The following is an 18,948-nucleotide window of genomic DNA, read 5'->3' as shown; positions in this document are numbered from 1 at the left end:
ATTTTAATTTTTCGACATATAAGTTGCTGTTATGCAGACTGCAACACGACCTGTACTCGCTTTCTCTCTTTGTTTTAAAAAATCGCATGTGGCAGGAAAAGGCCCTGACCGCTTCTATGCACGGCCAGATGCTCTCGTCCTCCCCCTAAAAAAGAGGTTTTTATGTCGGTTTTTTAATTTGGATATATATATAAAGAAGTCAATTTAACTAAAGCTAGGTTTTCAGGCACTTACATTATGGACGATAAAATTTTACATACTTATCATTGCGATCAAACCAACCTTTAAATGCCCAGTTAATCCATCCACCATCTCCTTCGTTGGTGAATTCTCCGTCTTCAAACACCCATATGCCGTAAATTGTTCCATTATAATTTGTTGAACCATAAAATTTAACTCCTCTAAATTGTTCAACATACCCTTGATTTAAATTAAAAACCATTACATTATAGCGCTGACCTGCTGAGTAAAAAGTTGATTCCATTACATTTTTTACAAATCCGGAACGATTAGCGTTAGCATTGACAGCATCTCTAATTCTATCAGCGATACCTAGGACATCAACATTAACATTTAAATTAGCGCTAGCTGCAAGTTTTAAACTAGTATTCTGTTGATTTTCCATAGATAAATGAAATGTCTCATTAGAAGCAACCTTTTCTTGGTTGTAGTTAGTGATAGATTTTTCTTCTGCACTAGCGTGAGGGATGGAAATTGTACTTAATCCGATAGCACCTGCGAATGCGATTCCTGCAAATTTTTTCATTTTACTCATGTTAAAGACCTCCTGTATTTTGAAAATGTTATTTCAACTTGATTTTATCTTCCAAAATTTTGTGCTTGAAGTAGTGATATTTAATTCACATAGTTACATTTTTGAAAGTTTCTTTTATCTCAAGGTTTTTTGATACTGAGTTTTTGTTGATAAAAAAATGACAGATAATTTTCATATGATTTAGGAGGTGAATGTAAAAAATGTTACATTCGAACACAATTGAATCGCTTACCTATACGTTAAGGAGTTTTTTTATTATATGATGCTATTTTTTTCTTTTGCTGTTTTCGTAAGAATTGTTGCGATCTTGACCATACTGATAAAAGGTTGACTTTCAACTATATACATCCATTTTCATTTTTCGATGACCTGCATTCGCTTTCTCTCTTTGTTTTAATCCTCGCATGTGGCAGGAAAAGGCCCTGACCGCACATATGCACGGTCAGATGCTCTTATCCCCCTAAAAGGAAAGGGGATTTTTATCCCGCATTAACGGGCAGTAAGACCCCCACCTCAAGATTCAGAGCGAAGCAAAGAAGATAGGTGGGGGATGAAGAAAACCCCCACTGTCGGAAGTTTCACTTTATGCCGTTTTTTAACTTGTATATACAGTAAAAAGAATTCAAAGGATGGTTAACATGAAAGATGAATTAAGTATAAATATCTATTTAGATGAAACGGATACTCCGTTTTCAAGATATTATAGCCCGGATGATGTTCACCTAAGCTCTGACCTTGAAGATTTTCTTTTGTCAAAGCTGCACAGTGGCAAAAGAAAAGACATAGAAATATCTTTTTTCGGTCAGAATGATTTTGACGAAAAGTCATTGAAGACTGCCACATTTAATACTTTTTCTAATCTCTTGGAGGAAGAGGAATATACATATGCTAGAAATGTCAAAAAGACTATTGTGTTGTTTGTGATTGGTATTATTGTTGGGGTGATATACTTGAAGCTTTCAAGCAATCATGCCTATATTGGAGGAGTATTAAGCATTGTGTGTTGGGTTTTTATTTGGTCAGGTACAGAGGTTTATTTTTTTGAAAATCAGCAAATCAAACAAACTATCAGGAAATGCAAAAATATTCTAAATGCGAATGTGCGCAAAAAATAAAATTGCAGTCAATATTTACATTCGTGAAGCTGATTTCCGGATTCGATCTTGTGCATGTATTTGGATTATTGTTTGAATTCGGAAATTTTAATGAAGATTAATATCACTATAGTTCATAAATAAATAAGACCTCGATTTAATCGGAGGTCTTATTTTTATCGCAAAAAACAACAATCTATCCAAAGAGCTTTTTCTTTTTACGAGAATGATGTATACCGTAACTAACAAGAATAAGCGTGAAAATGAGCCAAGCAAATGGTGCATATTTTTCGGCGAATGTTTTCATTTTCATATTTTTTGTGATTTCTTCTTTTGTTTTACCTATTATAATTTCAGAACCATTATATCCTTCAAGTGTGTTTCCTTTTTTAACGCCAAAAATTAGAGCTTCCATGTTATTTTCAATCCCGTGATAGCGATATCCTTTACTATGTATCGTTAATTGCGTGTCGTCTTTTTTTAAAGTGTATTCCTCAGTCGTAGCAATGTCTTGTGAAGAAAGTGGAATAGGCTCAATTGCCAAGCGAACTTCTTTTTCGTTTAGAGTAGGAAGTGACTCACCATTTACAGAAAGATGTGCGGCAATATGTTTTTCTGTATCCGTAGTTTTCCAACTTGCTTTTTTTCTTCTATATGATTTTTTTTCGAGTAAAGCAAATTCTTTATTTACTTTTGTTTCATCTGTAACGGGTTGTTCAGTTGTTATGTTTCCTTTTAATAGGATCACACCGTCTTTCGCTGTTTGAAAAGAGGATACTTCTTTTGTTTCTTTTAGCTTGTTTACAGCGTCGTTATAATGTTCCTTTCCAAAAAGTGAATTGATGGTTTGTACAGTTAGGACGATGTATAAGATTACTAGTACGATGATGCCCTTTTTCACGATTGTTCCCCCTGAAAAATAGTTTGAATGATCTCTATATCTATTATTTTACAGAAAAACATATATTAGGAACAATTCCGTATTATTACATTAACATTACAAAATTGTAAGGTGGAGTTTCGTTGTATGGGAGTGCAGATGTGTTTTACAATAACTTTTGGTATTCAAAGTATATAAATCCATAATGATAGAGAACAAGTATGTACCAGTCGTATCTTTCCAAGAACCGACAGCACAGAAATTTATTTTTTTGCTGAAGAAGGAAGTGTATGATTACAAGCAACAAAATGGGATTATGAATAAGAAGAGGTGGAATGTATGAAGAGCTTATATGCAATTGGAGAAGTTTTAATTGATTTCATTCCTATTCAAAAGGGAAAGGCGCTAAAAGATGTAGTAGAATTTCAACGAGTTCCAGGAGGAGCACCTGCGAATGTGGCAGCTGCAGTTGCAAAATACGGTGGAAAATCATGCATGCTTACAAAACTAGGTACCGATGCATTTGGCGATTTCCTTTTAGAACAATTACAAGAAGTAGGTGTAAATACAGACAAGGTTACAAGAACGAATGAAGCCAATACAGGCCTTGCTTTCGTCTCATTACGCGAAGATGGTGAACGTGATTTTTCTTTTTATCGCAATCCTTCTGCAGATTTGTTGTTTCATGAAAATGAGGTAGATGAAAGCTGGTTTGAAAAAGGTGATATTCTTCATTTTTGTTCCGTTGATTTAGTAGAAAGCCCGATGAAATATGCGCATATAAAGGCGATTCGCTCTGCGAAAGAAAATGGAGGGATTATCAGCTTCGATCCTAACGTACGCCTGTCGCTTTGGAAACATGCTGAAGATTGTAGAAAAACAATCCTGGAATTTATTCCGCTTGCACATATCGTTAAAATTTCAGATGAAGAGCTAGAGTTTATTACAGGCATTTCTGATCCAAAAGAGGCGATTGAGTCCTTATTTATAGGAGATGTACAGGTTGTTATTTATACAAAAGGAGCGCAAGGTGCGGAATTATATATGAAAGATAGACAGTATCAATCAAATGGATATCGTGTTGTAGTGCAGGATACAACAGGTGCAGGAGACGCATTTATTGGCGGTTTCCTGTATAAATTGCTAGAGAAAAACGTGAGACAACAAAATGTAGAAGAGGTGCTTCATATGCATTGGCAGGAGATACTAACATTTGCGAATGCGAGCGGTGCCCTTACTACGACAGGAAAAGGAGCAATATCTTCTATTCCCGTAAAAGAAGATATCTATCAGTTGCTTGAAGGGTGACCTATTTATATACAAGTAAAAAACGATATAAAGCCCTCTTTCTTTTGAGGGGACGAGAGCATCTGGCCGCGCATAGAAACGGTCAGGGCCTTTTCTTCCCCCACTATTTTTTCTTCTTATGCCATGCAAGGATAAGTGTAAAGGTGTAACTTTTTCGTAATATCTTCTTTTGTTTTTCTTACTATATACCCTTCAAGTGTGTTTTCTTTTTTAACTCTAACAATTAGAACTTCTGTTTAGTGAAATGTATAATTTTACAATTGTTAGAAAATTATTGAAAAATTGGTATTGTCTCTTTTTTTCGACATAAACAGACATTATACTTAAGGTGAGTTGAATAACTCAGGAAATTATGCGAGGTGAAAAATATGAAAGGGAAAAAAAGCAATGATTACAGGTTCATTAGGGGTAATTATGTTGACGATGGCACTATACAGAGAAGGCCATGCAGAGGAAAAAATCAATTATTAGTTCAAATGCAAGAAGATTCATTTCAGACAGGTGAGCTTATCGTATCATCAAACATTCACTGGAAACTGTAGTGAAAGATACTCTCAAGAGGAAGACAAAGCAAGCATTGGCTTAACAACAAGTTATCTGTATGCAAGACGGCGTATGAAAAAACTTTTGTGGCTTATGTATTGACATTACTAATGTTAGAGGGTGTTTTTTTGATAGAGCATAATCGAGTCGTAGTGGTGAATCATAATGAAAAAGGGCAGTTGACGTCTGACCTACCATTTGAGCATTAAAACAAAGAAGAAACGATCGTCAGTAGACGCGATTGTTTCTTTTTTATTTTTTATAGAACTGTTGTTTTTTCAATTTGTATTTTGGAGTATGTTAAAATATTAACTTGATACCCCTCTATAACGATATTTTTTCTACTGTTTATAAGTATACTTTTCTTGTTTTTAACATTTACAATATCAATATAGTAATTTCTTATTAAGGTGTGTTGCAGTTTCCAATTATATACTATATAATTCTAGTTAAGAAAACGTTTTCATTTAAAGGGGGAGAATTTCGTGTCGACGATCGAGGACGTAGCGAAATTAGCGGGGTTATCAAGAACAACGGTTTCTCGGGTGATTAATAACCATCCGTATGTATCCGACGAAAAGAAAAAGAGAGTACAATTAGCAATGAAGCATCTTGGATTTGTTCCGAATTCTGCGGCGAGAAGACTACGTAAGCAAAAGACGGAAACAATTGCAGTATTGGTTCCGCGTGTGACAAATCCTTTTTTCAGTAAATTTATTGAGGCGATTGAAATTATGGCTTCAGATCATAAATATAAACTGATTATTTGTCAAACAAGATATTTACCAGAGAAAGAGTTGGAGTATTTACAATTGTTATCTACGAAACAAGTAGATGGGATTATTTTATGTTCACTTGAAAATGCTTGGGAAGATGTTGAGCCTTATTTACAGCATGGACCGATTGTTTTATGCAATGAATATATTGAAGAAGCAAACATTCCAACTGTAAACTTTGATCATGCACAGGGAGCGTACATAGCAGCGAAGCATGTATTAGATCAAGGATATCGTCATCTTGTCTTTTGCCGTGGCAGAGAGACAAAGGTGATCAACCAGCAGAGAAAAATGGGCTTTTTGCGTGCTGTAACAGAGGCAAGCAAACAAGTGGAGTCAATTGACTTTGTTGAAAGCGCTTACTCCATTGATGATGGAAAAAATATATTCTATGAGTTTTTGCAAGACAAAAAAAATCCTACCGCTATTTTGGCAGGGGGAGATGAAGTCGCAGCAGGAATTATCGCAGAAGCAAACAAACAGGGCTGGAGCATTCCTGATGATTTAGCTGTAGTTGGTTTTAATAATCAGTTCTTATCACAAATTACAGACTCAGGCATTACGACGATTGATCAGCCAATTGATGAAATGGCGCGTAAAGTTGTGGAACTGATGATGGATAAAATTCATACGAAAAATTATCGAAATAAAGAAGTGTACGAGTTTGAACTGGAGCTCTTGGTGAAAGGGTCGACAGTGAAAAATACAATGATGCTAGCCTAGTAGATGATATCTGCTAGGTTTTTTTATGTTTATAATCTATTATTCTTCATGCGTACAATCTTCGCACTTATTGTGGTACGCTTCGTGCTGCTCATCGATCTCTCTTCCGCAATGGGAACAAGTTTTTGCCGGTAAATTTCTAAAAAACTCCATCGGTTGATCTAACATGTAAATCCCTCCATTTTCATTTGTTAGTATTATTGTATTAGTACAAAAGATTAAAGTCAACAACTGTTTTATAACAAAGTTGAAAATAATGAAAATGTGTAGAAAATCAATTATAGTTAAGAATGTAAAATAGAAAGTGAAACAGAAAGGATGAACGGATATGAAAATGACGGTTGTCGGCTTTTGGGGCGGTTTTCCAGAGGTGGGAGAAGCAACGTCTGGATATTTATTTGAACACGATGGCTTTCGTTTACTTGTCGATTGTGGCAGCGGTGTACTAGCACAGCTTCAAAAATACATAACGCCTTCTGACATAGATGCGGTTCTATTATCGCATTATCATCACGATCATGTTGCTGATATTGGGGTACTTCAGTATGCACGTTTAGTTACAAGCCTGACAAATGGAGTATTACCAGAACTGCCGATTTATGGACATACCTTTGACGAAAATGGGTTTGCCTCGTTAACACATACGCCTTATACGAAGGGGATTGCATATCATCCGGAAGAAACATTGCAAGTTGGTCCGTTTTCTATTTCGTTTTTAAAAACATTACATCCAGTAACTTGCTTTGCGATGCGTATTACAGCAGGTGGGAAAACTGTTGTATATACAGCGGATTCGAGCTATATTCCAGAGTTTGTTTCATTTGCACAAAATGCAGATATATTTATTTGTGAATGTAACATGTATGCACATCAAGATGGATCAAAAGCTGGGCATATGAATAGTACAGAAGCAGGAGAAATTGCAAAACATGCAAATGTAGGAGAACTGCTTTTAACTCATTTGCCGCATGCAGGAGAGTTATCAGACTTGGTAACGGAGGCAAAACAAATTTTTAACGGCCGCATCGTACTCGCACATAGCGGTTACGTTTGGGAATCTTGAGGTGAAACGATGTTATTTATTGATAATAAAGGAATCACAGATCCAACGATTAACTTAGCGATTGAAGAATATTGTGTAAAAAACTTAAACATTAATGAAACGTATTTACTGTTTTACATTAATGAACCATCTATCATTATCGGGAAGAATCAAAACACAGTGGAAGAAATTAATGCTGATTACGTACGTGAAAAGGGAATTCACGTTGTAAGACGTCTTTCTGGCGGCGGCGCTGTGTATCATGATTTAGGAAACTTAAACTTTAGTTTTATCACGAAGGATGATGGAGATAGTTTTCATAACTTTAAGAAGTTTACAGAGCCGGTGACAGTAGCACTTGGAAAACTAGGAATTAACGCAGAATTAAGCGGCCGCAATGATATTTTAGCGGAAGGAAGAAAAATTTCTGGTAATGCCCAGTTCCTTGCAAAAGGACGTATGTTTAGTCACGGTACGTTATTATTTGATTCTGAAATCGACCATGTTGTATCGGCGTTAAATGTAAAGATGGATAAAATTCAATCAAAAGGAATTAAATCGATTCGCAGCCGCGTTGCAAATATTGCAGAATTTTTAAGTGAGAAAATTACAATTGAAGAATTTAAACAGTTGCTTTTAGAAAATATTTTTGAAGGGGAAAATGAGATTCCAACGTATGAATTAACGGAAGAAGATTGGAAAGAAATCTATAAAATCTCAGAAGAACGTTATCGAAATTGGGAATGGAACTACGGGAAATCTCCAAAATTTAACTTACAGCATTCACATCGTTTCCCAATTGGACAAGTAGATGTTCGGTTAGAAGTGCAAAAAGGCGTAGTCTCAGAATGCAAGATTTACGGGGACTTTTTCGGTGTTGAAGATGTACGTGACATCGAAGAGCGCTTAAGTGGTAAGGTGTTTGATCAGGAAGCATTTGCGACGGCGCTAGCTGATGTCGAAGTACTACGTTATTTTGGCAATATAACAAAAGAAGATTTCTTATCTTTATTCTTTTAACCATTAAAAAAACAACCATATCTTACGTGTGGTTGTTTTTTTATATATGTTTTATGAAATGTAACTTGCACTGGCAATTTTCTTTTAATATAATGTATTTAGAATTTTTTAAATTTTACATAAGGTGGGGGTTTTGTGAATCTCGTTCAAAGATTAGCCGAAACGGTGAAAAAGAAAGGAGACAAGCCGGCTTATATTTTTCAGGATCAGTCGGTATCTTATGACCAATTTAACGGAATGGTCATAAAGTTTTCTAGTAATTTAGCAAAAATGGGCATTGGAAAAGGGGACAATGTCGCATTAATTGTTGGGAATTCGCCGCACTTTTTAATCGGTTTATACGGAGCGATGCGTGCCGGGGCAACAGTTATTCCAGTCAATCCGATTTATACACCAGATGAATTATATTACATTTTACAAAATGGAGACGTTAAAGCAATCATCACACTAGACATCCTTCTACCAGTTATGCAATCACTTACATCTAGACTTCCTTCTATTGAAAATATCATTATTTGTGAAACCTCAGCAGATTCAACTCATCAAGAAACCGAAAATTTGAAAACGTTTACGAATTTAGTGGCGAGCGGGGACCTCGCTTATCAAGGTCCGGATATACAAGAAGAAGACGTTGCCGTTATTTTATATACATCAGGAACGACAGGAAAGCCAAAAGGTGCGATGTTAACGCACAAAAATTTATATAGTAATGCGAACGATGTTGCTTCGTATTTACAGTACTCAGAGCATGACCGTGTAATTGCAGCGCTGCCGATGTTCCATGTATTTTGTTTAACGGTTGCTGTCAATGCGCCAATTGTAAACGGCGCCACGATTTTAATGTTACCGAAGTTTAGCCCGAAAGAAGTATTCCGTATTTGCCGTACATATGAAGCTACGATATTTGCTGGCGTACCAACGATGTACAATTATTTATATTTACATGAGGACGCAAGTGCCGAAGATGTTCAGACACTTCGTTTTTGTATTTCTGGCGGTGCATCTATGCCTGTTGCCCTTCTTAAAAACTTTGAAAAACGATTCCATGCTATTGTTTCAGAAGGGTACGGTTTATCAGAGGCATCACCTGTCACTTGTTTTAATCCGCTTGATCGTCCACGTAAACCAGGATCGATTGGAACAAACATTTTGAATGTGGAAAACAAAGTTGTCAATGAGTTAGGTGATGAAGTACAAGTTGGAGAAGTGGGAGAATTAATCGTTCGTGGCCCGAATGTAATGAAGGGCTATTACAAAGCGCCAGAAGACACGGCCGCAACACTTCGAGATGGTTGGCTTTACACAGGCGACTTAGCAAAAATGGATGAAGAAGGTTATTTTTACATTGTAGACCGGAAAAAAGATATCGTCCTTGTTGGCGGTTATAACGTCTACCCGCGTGAAGTAGAAGAAGTGTTATATATGCACGAAGCGATTGCGGAAGTAGTTGTAATCGGAGTTCCAGATGAAAAATTAGGCGAGGCGGTTAAAGCATACGTCGTACCGAAAACGACAAATGTGACAGTAGAAGAACTAATGGCGTATTGCGCGCTTCACCTTGCGAAATATAAAATACCAAGCAGCATTGAGTTTTTAGAAGAACTTCCGAAAAACACGACAGGAAAGATTTTAAGAAGAGCATTAAAAGAGAAAGCGCTGCAAGTATAAGGGGAATGAAAAAACAGCAGTTCAATTGTGAACTGCTGCCTTTCTTTGTTTTAAAACTTTGCGCGTGGCAGGAAAAGGCCCTGACCGCTCCTATACATAGCCAGTCCCTCCCTGGCCATTTAAAATAATGCTTTTCTGCTTTTTTTCATAGAGTGACTGAGTAGTTACATTCTTTTTATAAAAACTATAGAACAAATAGCTGAAAATCCTTGTTTAGTAATAGCCAAAAGATTATTTTTTCTTCTTTAACTCCTGCTTCCATAAGTTAAAGAAGAATTAAGTTAATAGCTTGTTAAAAATACTTTCCCGTTAGTTTTCTTAACAGATTCGACTACATCAATAGCTTTGATCACATCTATCAAGTCATACTTGGAATCTACCATCATGAAACGTAATTTTTTATCATCTATTAAACGGATCAAGTGATGAAAAGTTTCTTGCCATTTATCTACTGAGACATTTTTATTCCAATTCCGTAAATGAAACATATTAGCATTTACTCTTGCTATATTTACGATATCTTTCCAATTTACTTGTATCCCTGATAGAAGACCTATGGTTAAAAAATTACCATTAGGGTGTAAACAAAAAGCTAATTCGTTTCCATCTGAGCCTCCAATGGAATCAATAGCAGCATCTGCACCCATTCCATTTGTTAATTCCATCACTGATTCATACAGTGAAACAGTAGAAGTATTTATTACATAAGAAGCTCCAAGATGAAGTAACTCTTCTGTGTATTTATTATTTCTTGTAACTGCAATTAATCGAAAACCTAAAATCTGCGATAATTGAGCAAAAAGATGCCCAATGGAAGAACCACAAGCATTAACCAATAAAATATCATTAGGTTTTAATTTTAGAATTTCTGTACAAGTCACCCATGCTGTAACTGGATTAATATACATTTGTGATGCTGTAAAATCATTAATTGAATCAGGTATAGGAATCGCAAAGTCTGCTGATGTCTTAACAAACTCTTGCCAAGTACCTTCCCCGCGTAAAGGTAAAACACGTTTGCCAATGAGGTCTTTGGAAACGAAAGAACCTACATCTTCTACAATGCCAACTCCTTCATAACCAGGTATATTGGGTAAAGAAATTCTATGTGCGTATGCACCCCTTATTGGAATTAAGTCAGATGGATTTATAGGTCTTGCTAACATTCGAACTAAAACTTCGTTGTTTTTTGGCGGTTCTATACTTTTATCTTCAACTTTTAACACATTTTTGGGACTACCGAACTCATGAAATGTAATACATTTTCCACGCAAAACAATTCTCCCCTTAGTATAATCAGATTCACTATATCATCTTTAATTAAACTGCCTCTTTAGTTTAATTAAAGGGCCTTTAAAACAGAAGCTAAATAAGGTTGAGAACATTGTAACATTTTTAAAAACGTCGTGTTTACGACGTTTTTCATTTGTATGTATTTCTTTTTATAAAAAAAACGATAGAACAAATAGTTGAAAGACCTATTAAGAATAAAACAAATAAGTCGGTAATATTTTGGGAAATTCCACCAAGGAAAATTATAATCAATAACATTATGATACTACCTAATAGAGTATATATAACTAAAGCTAGTTTGAAAGGTAAGGATTTAGGGACTATATAAAATCTATATAATAATTCACCAATTATACAGCCTATTAATACTATGGGTGCTACATAAATTCCTATTACTATGGTAAAAGCTAAAAACTCCGGCCACTCTAATTTATTTGGAGACATAATCATTCCGAACAGATTTAGCGAAATAATTAAGCTAATCAATGAGTAAAGAAAAGCTACTATAAATTTTTTAATGATTTATCTCTCCAATCGTATAATTAAATTTTTAAATTTATTTTATCAAGAATATGGTTTTGTTGCAAAGTACTGTAAATCAAATTAAATTTTGTACAAAATTCTTACCTAAGAAATTACTATTAGTAGTATTTATATGTAATGCCAAAATGCATTTACATTTTACAAAAAATTGAATATATTTTAATTTATAGTAATGAACAAGCTGGTTCTAAATTTGAAAATAGAAAGGAGACCATATGAACAAGTGGGGAGCTGCTAGGTTTCGTTTGATTTTCGTCTGTATTACGATCATTGCAGCATGTACGTTATCACAAGGAGCCCTATATTCACGAGAAAAAATGAAGGAAGCGATGAAGAGTAATAGCATTGACATTGTAGAGGGATTTACAGATTGGGTGGATGGTGAAGGGAAACCTTATAAAACTTCTAGTGTGGGTGATGAAGCAGATGATCCCAGCAGACATGGTCGCTGGTTTGAAGACGAAGTATATCAAGGGGCAAAAGGTACGCTCATTCCTAACTTACAGCCAGGAAAAACTTCTGATATACAAAATATAATCACTTATATCTGTATAACGATTATTATATTAATCACTATTTGGCGTATTTATCGATCTAGAAAAAACCAAAAGCAATTGCCACAAGATACGATAGATGAGAAGAAGCCCCTTTCCAAATCAGGCCCACTCTCTTCTGCAAAGATAAAAAACGATTTGTTACCTCATCATCCTATACGCGCTGAATTGGTGAAGTGGGAACGACAGCTACCGGGGGCTAAACAAAGACGCTCCTATGAAACGATCCAACAGTGGTTTACACGTATTGGTTGTTCATATGAAATAGTAGGATTGTACGAAAAAATCCGTTATGGAGATTTTGCTTTTACTTCAGATGAACAGCAATTTATTCGTGATTGGGTGAAAAAGCATACGTAGTCCTATTTGTTCACGGATAATAAGGTTGTTTTCATTTCTTTTTTATGCTAATAGAGCAGCATATATAAGTCCATTTTAATTTCCAGACACATAAATTGCTGCTATGCAGAATACAACATGACCTGTACTTGCTTGCTCCTGTTGTTTTAAACCTCGCATGTGGCAGGAAAGAGCCCTGACCGCTTCTATGCAAGGCCAGATGCTCTCGTTCGCCCCTAAAAAGAAAGGCGTTTTGAATTCTATGATAAAATTAATATATGTAATGAGATAGATACTTAGGAGGAAACTTACTTATTATGATTAAAATCGTCGGACAAAAAGTTGTATTAAAAGAAGCAACTCATCAAGACCTTGATGAATTATACTATTGGAAATACGAAGAAAAGGAACAAGAAGCGAAGAAATGGAATGGTCCGTACATACCTGAACCAAAAATAACAAAAGAAGAATTTCTAAAAAGCTGGGAGAAAGATTCTCAAATTATTTCAAACGTACCTAATACACTAATTATTTTTGCTGAAGATAAATTAATTGGAACAGTAGGTGCTTATTGGGTAGATAAAAATACGAATTGGTTAGAAACCGGTATCGTTATTTATGATAAAAATTACTGGAATGGTGGATATGGTACAGAGGCTTATAAACTTTGGATTGAGTTCCTATTCAAATCTACTGAATTGCATCGATTAGGGATGTCAACTTGGTCAGGAAATGTAAGAATGATGAAAGTTGCAGAAAAATTGGGGATGAAAGAAGAAGCAAGAATAAGAGAAGCAAGAATGGTAGATGGTAAATATTTTGATGCAATTAAAATGGGGATTTTACGAAGAGAGTGGGAGCAATCTTTAATTGGTTAGTATTACTTTTTGTGTAAAATCGCTCAATTCCATAGTTGACATATCGGAATTATGTATTTAAAATAAAGAAAAAAATGAAATAATAAAAGCTAATCAGAGAAACTGAAGGCGCACAACATTCACTTTGTGAAACGTTTGTGTGCCTTTTTCTATTGATAAAACAAGGAGGGATATAGATGAAGTTGCGGGGGAAAACATCAATTAAAGCTGGCGTGTTGTTGTCGACGTTGCTTCTGTTTTCAGGGTGTGCGTCGACGACATCTACTAGTAAATCAGAATCAGGAAAGTCTATTGAACTTTTAAATGTATCGTATGATCCGACCCGGGAATTGTATCAAGATTTCAACAAGGACTTCGCTACATATTGGAAAGAAAAAAGTGGTCAAACGGTTACTGTGAAGCAATCTCACGGAGGATCAGGCAGTCAGGCACGCTCGGTCATTGATGGACTAGAAGCGGATGTTGTGACCCTTGCATTAGCATATGATATTGACGCCATTAGTAAGAAGAAACTGTTACCGGAAGAGTGGCAGAAACGTTTGTCTAACAACTCGACTCCTTACACATCGACAATCGTATTTCTTGTTCGAAAAGGGAATCCGAAAAAAATTAAAGATTGGGATGATTTAACGAGAAAAGGGGTCTCTGTTATTACGCCAAATCCGAAAACATCGGGAGGAGCTCGCTGGAACTATTTAGGTGCATGGGGATATGCTTTGAAAAAAAATAATAATAGTGAAGAAAAGGCAAAAGAATTTGTAAGTCGGCTATATAAAAATGTAGAAGTGCTGGACTCAGGAGCACGCGGGGCAACGACGACTTTTGTAGAGAAAGGGATTGGTGATGTTCTCATTGCTTGGGAAAATGAGGCATTATTATCACAAAAAGAGCTAGGGAAAGACAAGTTTGAAATTGTTACACCATCTATCAGTATTCTTGCTGAACCTCCAGTAGCTGTCGTGGATAAAGTTGTCGATAAAAAGGGAACGCGTAAAATAGCTGAGGCATATCTCGAGTATTTATATACAGAGAAAGGGCAGGAGATTGCTGCGAAAAACTTTTACCGTCCTCGCGATCAAAAGGTAGCTGAAAAATATGCCCAGCAGTTCCCGAAAGTACAATTGTTTACAGTTGATGAAGTGTTTGGAGGGTGGAAAAAAGCGCAAGATACGCATTTCAATGATGGCGGTGTCTTTGATAAAATCTACCAAAAATAATTGAAGCAGATGATGTAATGAGGTGAAAGAGTATGAGGAAGAAGAGTAGGAAGAAAATTTTACCCGGGTTTGGAATTTCTCTTGGATTTACGATGTTATATGTAAGCTTATTTGTCTTAATCCCATTATCTATCGTGTTTATCCAAACTTCCCAGTTAGGATGGAGCAAATTCTTTCAAGTGATTACAAGTGAAAGAGTATTGCATGCGTATCAAATTAGTTTTACAACTTCACTGGCAGCGGCGCTTGTAAATGTTTGTTTTGGCTTATTAATCTCCTGGGTACTTGTTCGTTACTCGTTCCCAGGAAAGCGGCTGCTTGATGGGTTAATTGATTTGCCTTTTGCTTTGCCGACTGCGGTTGCGGGTATTACGCTTACAACTTTGTATTCTCAAAACGGCTGGATTGGAAAAATTTTTGATGTGTTTCATATAAAAATAGCTTTTACGCCACTTGGGATTATTGTTGCTTTAACTTTTATTGGATTGCCCTTTGTGGTACGTATGGTGCAGCCTGTCTTGCAAAATATGGAGAAGGAAGTGGAAGAAGCAGCAGCTAGTTTAGGAGCATCACGTTTACAAGTATTTTGGAAGGTTGTTTTTCCGGAAATTTTACCAGCTTTATTAGCGGGATTTTCGCTAGCTTTTTCAAGAGCGCTAGGGGAATACGGATCTGTTGTTTTTATTGCTGGAAATATGCCGCTTAAAACAGAAATTGCTCCGCTGATGATTATGACAAAACTTGAACAATACGATTATGCAGGTGCGACGGCTGTGGCAGCGGTCATGCTGGTTGTCTCTCTTTTCTTCCTGTTCACTATTAATCTCATTCAGGGCTGGAGTCAAAAACGTGGATTGCAAAATGAATAGAAAGGGGAGGAAAGAATGGAACCTTCATTCGTGAAACCGATTAGACCAAAAACAGTGCAGACACCAGTAGTCACGACAGAATCGAAAGTGATTCGCATCATTTTCATTGCGGTCACTGTTATCTATTTATCTGTATTTCTTTTGTTGCCGTTAGCGACGATTTTTATGAAGGCATTTGAGCGTGGAATGAATGTGTATATTGCCGCTATTACAGATAGTGAGGCGGTTTCTGCGATTCGTCTAACAATTATTGTTGCTCTCATTGTTGTCCCCCTTAATACGATATTTGGCGTGGCGGCAGCGTGGCTGATTACAAAATTTCGCTTTAGAGGGAAACAATTTCTTTTATCACTCATTGAACTGCCCTTTGCAGTTTCGCCGGTTATTGCCGGGTTAGTTTTTGTATTACTATTTACGCCTCGCGGTGAATTAGGGGCGTGGCTCATGGAGCATGGCGTGCGGCTTATTTTTTCAGTGCCTGGTATTGTAATTGCCACTGTGTTTGTCACATTCCCTTTTGTAGCACGTGAATTGATTCCTGTTATGGAGGCGCAAGGAACAAGTGAAGAAGAAGCGGCTTTATCGCTAGGAGCAAGCGGCTGGAACATGTTCTTTCGTGTTACGTTGCCTAATATAAAATGGGGGTTACTCTATGGCATGATTTTATGTAATGCCCGTGCGATTGGAGAGTTTGGAGCAGTTTCTGTTGTATCGGGACATGTGCGAGGTGTTACGAATACAATGCCACTTCATATTGAAATTTTATATAATGAATATCAATTTTCCGCTGCATTTGCGGTTGCGTCATTAATGTCATTGCTGGCGATCGTTACGTTAATTATAAAGAACTGGATTGAATGGAAAGGAAGGCAATAGGATGAGTATTCAAATTCAGAATGTATGGAAACAATACGGTACGTTTCAAGCTCTGCAGCAAATTAATCTAGAAATTCCGAAAGGGGAACTCGTTGCGCTGTTAGGTCCATCTGGTTCTGGGAAAACGACGTTATTACGAATTATTGCGGGGTTAGAACAAGCGGATCAAGGTGCGATCTTATTCGACGGAGAAGATTTAACGGATATTCATGTGAAAAATCGGCAAGTTGGTTTTGTGTTTCAGCATTATGCCCTGTTTAAACATATGAATGTATTTGAAAATGTAGCGTTTGGATTAAAAGTGCGCAAAAAGAAACTAAGACCGTCCGCAGCAGAAATAGAAGAAAAGGTGCTTGAGTTATTAAGACTTGTGAAGATGGATGGTTTTGCGGCGCGTTATCCCGCGCAGTTATCTGGAGGACAAAGACAACGGATTGCGTTAGCGAGGGCTTTAGCAGTTGAACCAAAAATTTTGCTGCTTGATGAACCATTTGGTGCATTAGACGCAAAGGTGCGTAAAGAATTGCGAAGATGGCTCAGGAAACTACATGATGAGTTTCAAATTACAAGTGTGTTTGTAACGCATGATCAAGAAGAAGCGTTGGATGTTGCGGATCGCATTGTTGTAATGAACGAAGGGCGCATTGAACAAATGGGAACGCCAGAAGAAGTGTACGATAATCCAGCTAGCCCATTTGTATATGATTTTTTAGGAAATGTAAATTTATTTCACGGTCGTGTTCGGAAAGGAAAATTGAATTTAGGTTCTATTGAATTAGAAGCACCGGAGCATGTGCATATTTCCGATGCTGACGCTGTTGCATATGTGCGGCCTCATCAATTATCTATTACCCGAACAAAGCAAGGCATCGATGCCATCCCAGCAAAAGTTATCTACACACACGCTGTCGGTCCTGTTGTATATATTGAATTAAAACGTGATGACGCAGACGAATATTTAGAAGCAGAAGTGAGTAAAGAGCAATTTGAACAGCTCAAGATTCGAACAGGAGAAGTTGTATATGCACATCTGAAAGAAGTAAAGGTGTTTATACCAGAGGACTTTGTTATTTAGTAAGAAAACGAAAGCCGCTTCGTGTCGTCTTTCGTTTTTTTTATTAATCTGTAAAATTAGTATTTTACAGATTAATAAAAAGAGTATAATGAATATAATCACAATTTAGAAAGAAGGTATTCCCCTTGAAAAAGATTTACATTATTCATGAAAACACAGAATGGACAAGACATCTAACGAAAAGATTGGAAGAACTCGATCTTCCTTATGAAGAATGGCATTTGGACAAAGGGAATGTTGATCTTTCGTCTGTACCGCCGAGCGGCGTATTTTATAACCGGATGAGCGCTTCTTCTCATACAAGAAATCACCGTTTTGCACCAGAGTTTACAGGGGCTGTCCTTGCTTGGTTAGAGAGACATAATCGAAAAGTATTCAACGGAAGCAGAGCACTTCAGATGGAAGTAAGCAAAGTTGCGCAGTATATGGCACTGAATGCACAAGGAATCCAAACACCGAAGACAATTGCTGCTGTTGGTAAAGAACATATTATAGAAGCGGCAGCGCAATTTGAAGGACGTCCATTCATTACGAAGCATAACCGCGCTGGAAAAGGACTAGGCGTTCAACTGTTTCAGTCTGTTGCTTCCCTAAAAGATTACGTAGAAAGTGCAGCATTTGAAGAGCCAGTAGATGGGATTACATTAATTCAAGAATACATTCAATCTCCTGAGCCTTACATTACACGTTGTGAGTTTGTTGGCGGGAAATTTGTGTATGCAGTTCAAGTCGATACATCGAAAGGCTTCGAATTATGCCCAGCTGATGCTTGTCAAATTGGCGATCTGTTCTGCCCGGTTGGAGAGAAAGCACCGGAAAAACCGAAGTTTCAAATTATTGAGGGCTTTAACGACCCGATTATTCAAAAATATGAGGAAGTTTTAGCTGCGAATGATATCGCAATCGCCGGCATTGAGTTCATTCGAAATGCAGATGGAGAAATTTTCACTTACGACATTAATACAAACACAAACTACAATGCTGATGCCGAAGCAGTTGTTGGCAAATACGGTATGTTAGAGATTGCGAAGTTTCTTGGTAGTGAATTAGAGAAAATATGATAGATAGGGAGAAAGCTGCTGATGAGGCAGCTTTCTTACATATACTTGAATTGGTAAGTAATATTTAAAGGATCTAATGTAAACATTACGATGATAGATGCTAGAATAAAAACGAATGAGCTAAATAGACAATATTTGAATATGCTCAAACTTGTCCTTTTGTAAATGAATTTATTACCGGATATCCCAATTAAAATGATAACCGTAGTAAAAACGATTGTAATAGGAAGAAAAATAATAATTATATCTTCTTCTCCTACCATATCTGATCCATCAAAATATCCAATTATAACACCTATAATACAAATACATGTAATGATAAATTTAATAACATAAGGAAATGAGAATGCTAAAAATGAGTTAAGACATACATTTAAAAATAAAAATAATAGTCTCATTTATATACCACCTTTT

Annotated in this window: 18 protein-coding genes; 14 read left to right on the top strand and 4 right to left on the bottom strand. The window is 36.5% G+C overall.

The window, feature by feature from the left end; all coding sequences use genetic code 11:
- Window positions 1-235 precede the first annotated feature (235 nt).
- Window positions 236-766: a stress response protein YvgO gene (locus WAZ07_RS09535; RefSeq protein ID WP_413788881.1), complete on the bottom strand. Its 531-nt coding sequence runs from the start codon at window positions 764-766 to the stop codon at window positions 236-238.
- 647 nt (window positions 767-1,413) lie between these two features.
- Here WAZ07_RS09535 and WAZ07_RS09530 point away from each other — a divergent pair.
- Window positions 1,414-1,890: a hypothetical protein gene (locus tag WAZ07_RS09530; RefSeq protein WP_090915657.1), complete on the top strand. Its 477-nt coding sequence runs from the start codon at window positions 1,414-1,416 to the stop codon at window positions 1,888-1,890.
- Window positions 1,891-2,065: 175 nt separating this feature from the next.
- Here WAZ07_RS09530 and WAZ07_RS09525 read toward each other — a convergent pair whose 3' ends face one another.
- Window positions 2,066-2,770 carry a hypothetical protein gene (locus WAZ07_RS09525; protein WP_336472232.1) on the bottom strand — a complete coding sequence of 235 codons (705 nt, stop codon included), beginning with the start codon at window positions 2,768-2,770 and terminating at the stop codon, window positions 2,066-2,068.
- A 177-nt stretch (window positions 2,771-2,947) separates the two neighbouring features.
- Between WAZ07_RS09525 and WAZ07_RS09520 the strand changes: the two genes are divergently transcribed.
- From WAZ07_RS09520 to WAZ07_RS09510, 3 genes are all read left to right on the top strand, one after another.
- Window positions 2,948-3,043, top strand: a complete 96-nt coding sequence (locus tag WAZ07_RS09520; RefSeq protein ID WP_336472370.1) for a GH32 C-terminal domain-containing protein — start codon at window positions 2,948-2,950, stop codon at window positions 3,041-3,043.
- Window positions 3,044-3,088: 45 nt separating this feature from the next.
- Window positions 3,089-4,057 carry a carbohydrate kinase family protein gene (locus WAZ07_RS09515; protein ID WP_336472231.1) on the top strand — a complete coding sequence of 323 codons (969 nt, stop codon included), beginning with the start codon at window positions 3,089-3,091 and terminating at the stop codon, window positions 4,055-4,057.
- Between the two features lie 1,028 nt (window positions 4,058-5,085).
- Window positions 5,086-6,099, top strand: a complete 1,014-nt coding sequence (locus WAZ07_RS09510; RefSeq protein WP_090915663.1) for a LacI family DNA-binding transcriptional regulator — start codon at window positions 5,086-5,088, stop codon at window positions 6,097-6,099.
- Between the two features lie 39 nt (window positions 6,100-6,138).
- On the opposite strand, the gene yhfH is transcribed toward WAZ07_RS09510, so the two are convergent.
- Window positions 6,139-6,267 (bottom strand): protein YhfH, encoded by a 129-nt coding sequence (gene yhfH, locus WAZ07_RS09505; RefSeq protein ID WP_090915666.1) that lies wholly within the window; start codon window positions 6,265-6,267, stop codon window positions 6,139-6,141.
- Window positions 6,268-6,427: 160 nt separating this feature from the next.
- Between yhfH and WAZ07_RS09500 the strand changes: the two genes are divergently transcribed.
- From WAZ07_RS09500 to WAZ07_RS09490, 3 genes are all read left to right on the top strand, one after another.
- Window positions 6,428-7,162 carry an MBL fold metallo-hydrolase gene (locus tag WAZ07_RS09500; RefSeq protein ID WP_336472230.1) on the top strand — a complete coding sequence of 245 codons (735 nt, stop codon included), beginning with the start codon at window positions 6,428-6,430 and terminating at the stop codon, window positions 7,160-7,162.
- A 9-nt stretch (window positions 7,163-7,171) separates the two neighbouring features.
- A complete protein-coding gene (locus WAZ07_RS09495; protein ID WP_336472229.1) occupies window positions 7,172-8,161 on the top strand; it encodes a lipoate--protein ligase in 990 nt (329 codons plus the stop codon).
- Window positions 8,162-8,296: 135 nt separating this feature from the next.
- Window positions 8,297-9,829 carry a fatty acid--CoA ligase family protein gene (locus WAZ07_RS09490; protein WP_090915672.1) on the top strand — a complete coding sequence of 511 codons (1,533 nt, stop codon included), beginning with the start codon at window positions 8,297-8,299 and terminating at the stop codon, window positions 9,827-9,829.
- A 281-nt stretch (window positions 9,830-10,110) separates the two neighbouring features.
- Here WAZ07_RS09490 and WAZ07_RS09485 read toward each other — a convergent pair whose 3' ends face one another.
- Window positions 10,111-11,103, bottom strand: a complete 993-nt coding sequence (locus WAZ07_RS09485) for a zinc-dependent alcohol dehydrogenase family protein (RefSeq protein ID WP_336472228.1) — start codon at window positions 11,101-11,103, stop codon at window positions 10,111-10,113.
- A 777-nt stretch (window positions 11,104-11,880) separates the two neighbouring features.
- On the opposite strand from WAZ07_RS09485, the gene WAZ07_RS09480 reads away from it, so the two are divergent.
- From WAZ07_RS09480 to WAZ07_RS09450, 7 genes are all read left to right on the top strand, one after another.
- Complete coding sequence (locus WAZ07_RS09480; protein WP_336472227.1) at window positions 11,881-12,579, top strand: hypothetical protein; 699 nt, start codon at window positions 11,881-11,883, stop codon at window positions 12,577-12,579.
- Between the two features lie 296 nt (window positions 12,580-12,875).
- Entirely contained in the window at window positions 12,876-13,436 is a 561-nt protein-coding gene (locus tag WAZ07_RS09475; RefSeq protein ID WP_336472226.1) for a GNAT family N-acetyltransferase, read from the top strand.
- Window positions 13,437-13,612: 176 nt separating this feature from the next.
- Window positions 13,613-14,653 carry a sulfate ABC transporter substrate-binding protein gene (locus WAZ07_RS09470; protein WP_336472225.1) on the top strand — a complete coding sequence of 347 codons (1,041 nt, stop codon included), beginning with the start codon at window positions 13,613-13,615 and terminating at the stop codon, window positions 14,651-14,653.
- A 32-nt stretch (window positions 14,654-14,685) separates the two neighbouring features.
- Complete coding sequence (cysT, locus tag WAZ07_RS09465; RefSeq protein ID WP_336472224.1) at window positions 14,686-15,522, top strand: sulfate ABC transporter permease subunit CysT; 837 nt, start codon at window positions 14,686-14,688, stop codon at window positions 15,520-15,522.
- 15 nt (window positions 15,523-15,537) lie between these two features.
- Window positions 15,538-16,398: a sulfate ABC transporter permease subunit CysW gene (cysW, locus tag WAZ07_RS09460; protein WP_336472223.1), complete on the top strand. Its 861-nt coding sequence runs from the start codon at window positions 15,538-15,540 to the stop codon at window positions 16,396-16,398.
- A 1-nt stretch (window position 16,399) separates the two neighbouring features.
- Window positions 16,400-17,473 carry a sulfate/molybdate ABC transporter ATP-binding protein gene (locus tag WAZ07_RS09455; RefSeq protein ID WP_336472222.1) on the top strand — a complete coding sequence of 358 codons (1,074 nt, stop codon included), beginning with the start codon at window positions 16,400-16,402 and terminating at the stop codon, window positions 17,471-17,473.
- Window positions 17,474-17,598: 125 nt separating this feature from the next.
- Window positions 17,599-18,534: an ATP-grasp domain-containing protein gene (locus tag WAZ07_RS09450; RefSeq protein WP_336472221.1), complete on the top strand. Its 936-nt coding sequence runs from the start codon at window positions 17,599-17,601 to the stop codon at window positions 18,532-18,534.
- Window positions 18,535-18,948: the final 414 nt, after the last annotated feature.

Source organism: Bacillus bruguierae (assembly GCF_037104725.1).
GTDB classification, from domain to species: domain Bacteria; phylum Bacillota; class Bacilli; order Bacillales; family Bacillaceae_G; genus Bacillus_A; species Bacillus_A bruguierae.
This window is presented reverse-complemented; position numbering and strand designations above follow the sequence as displayed.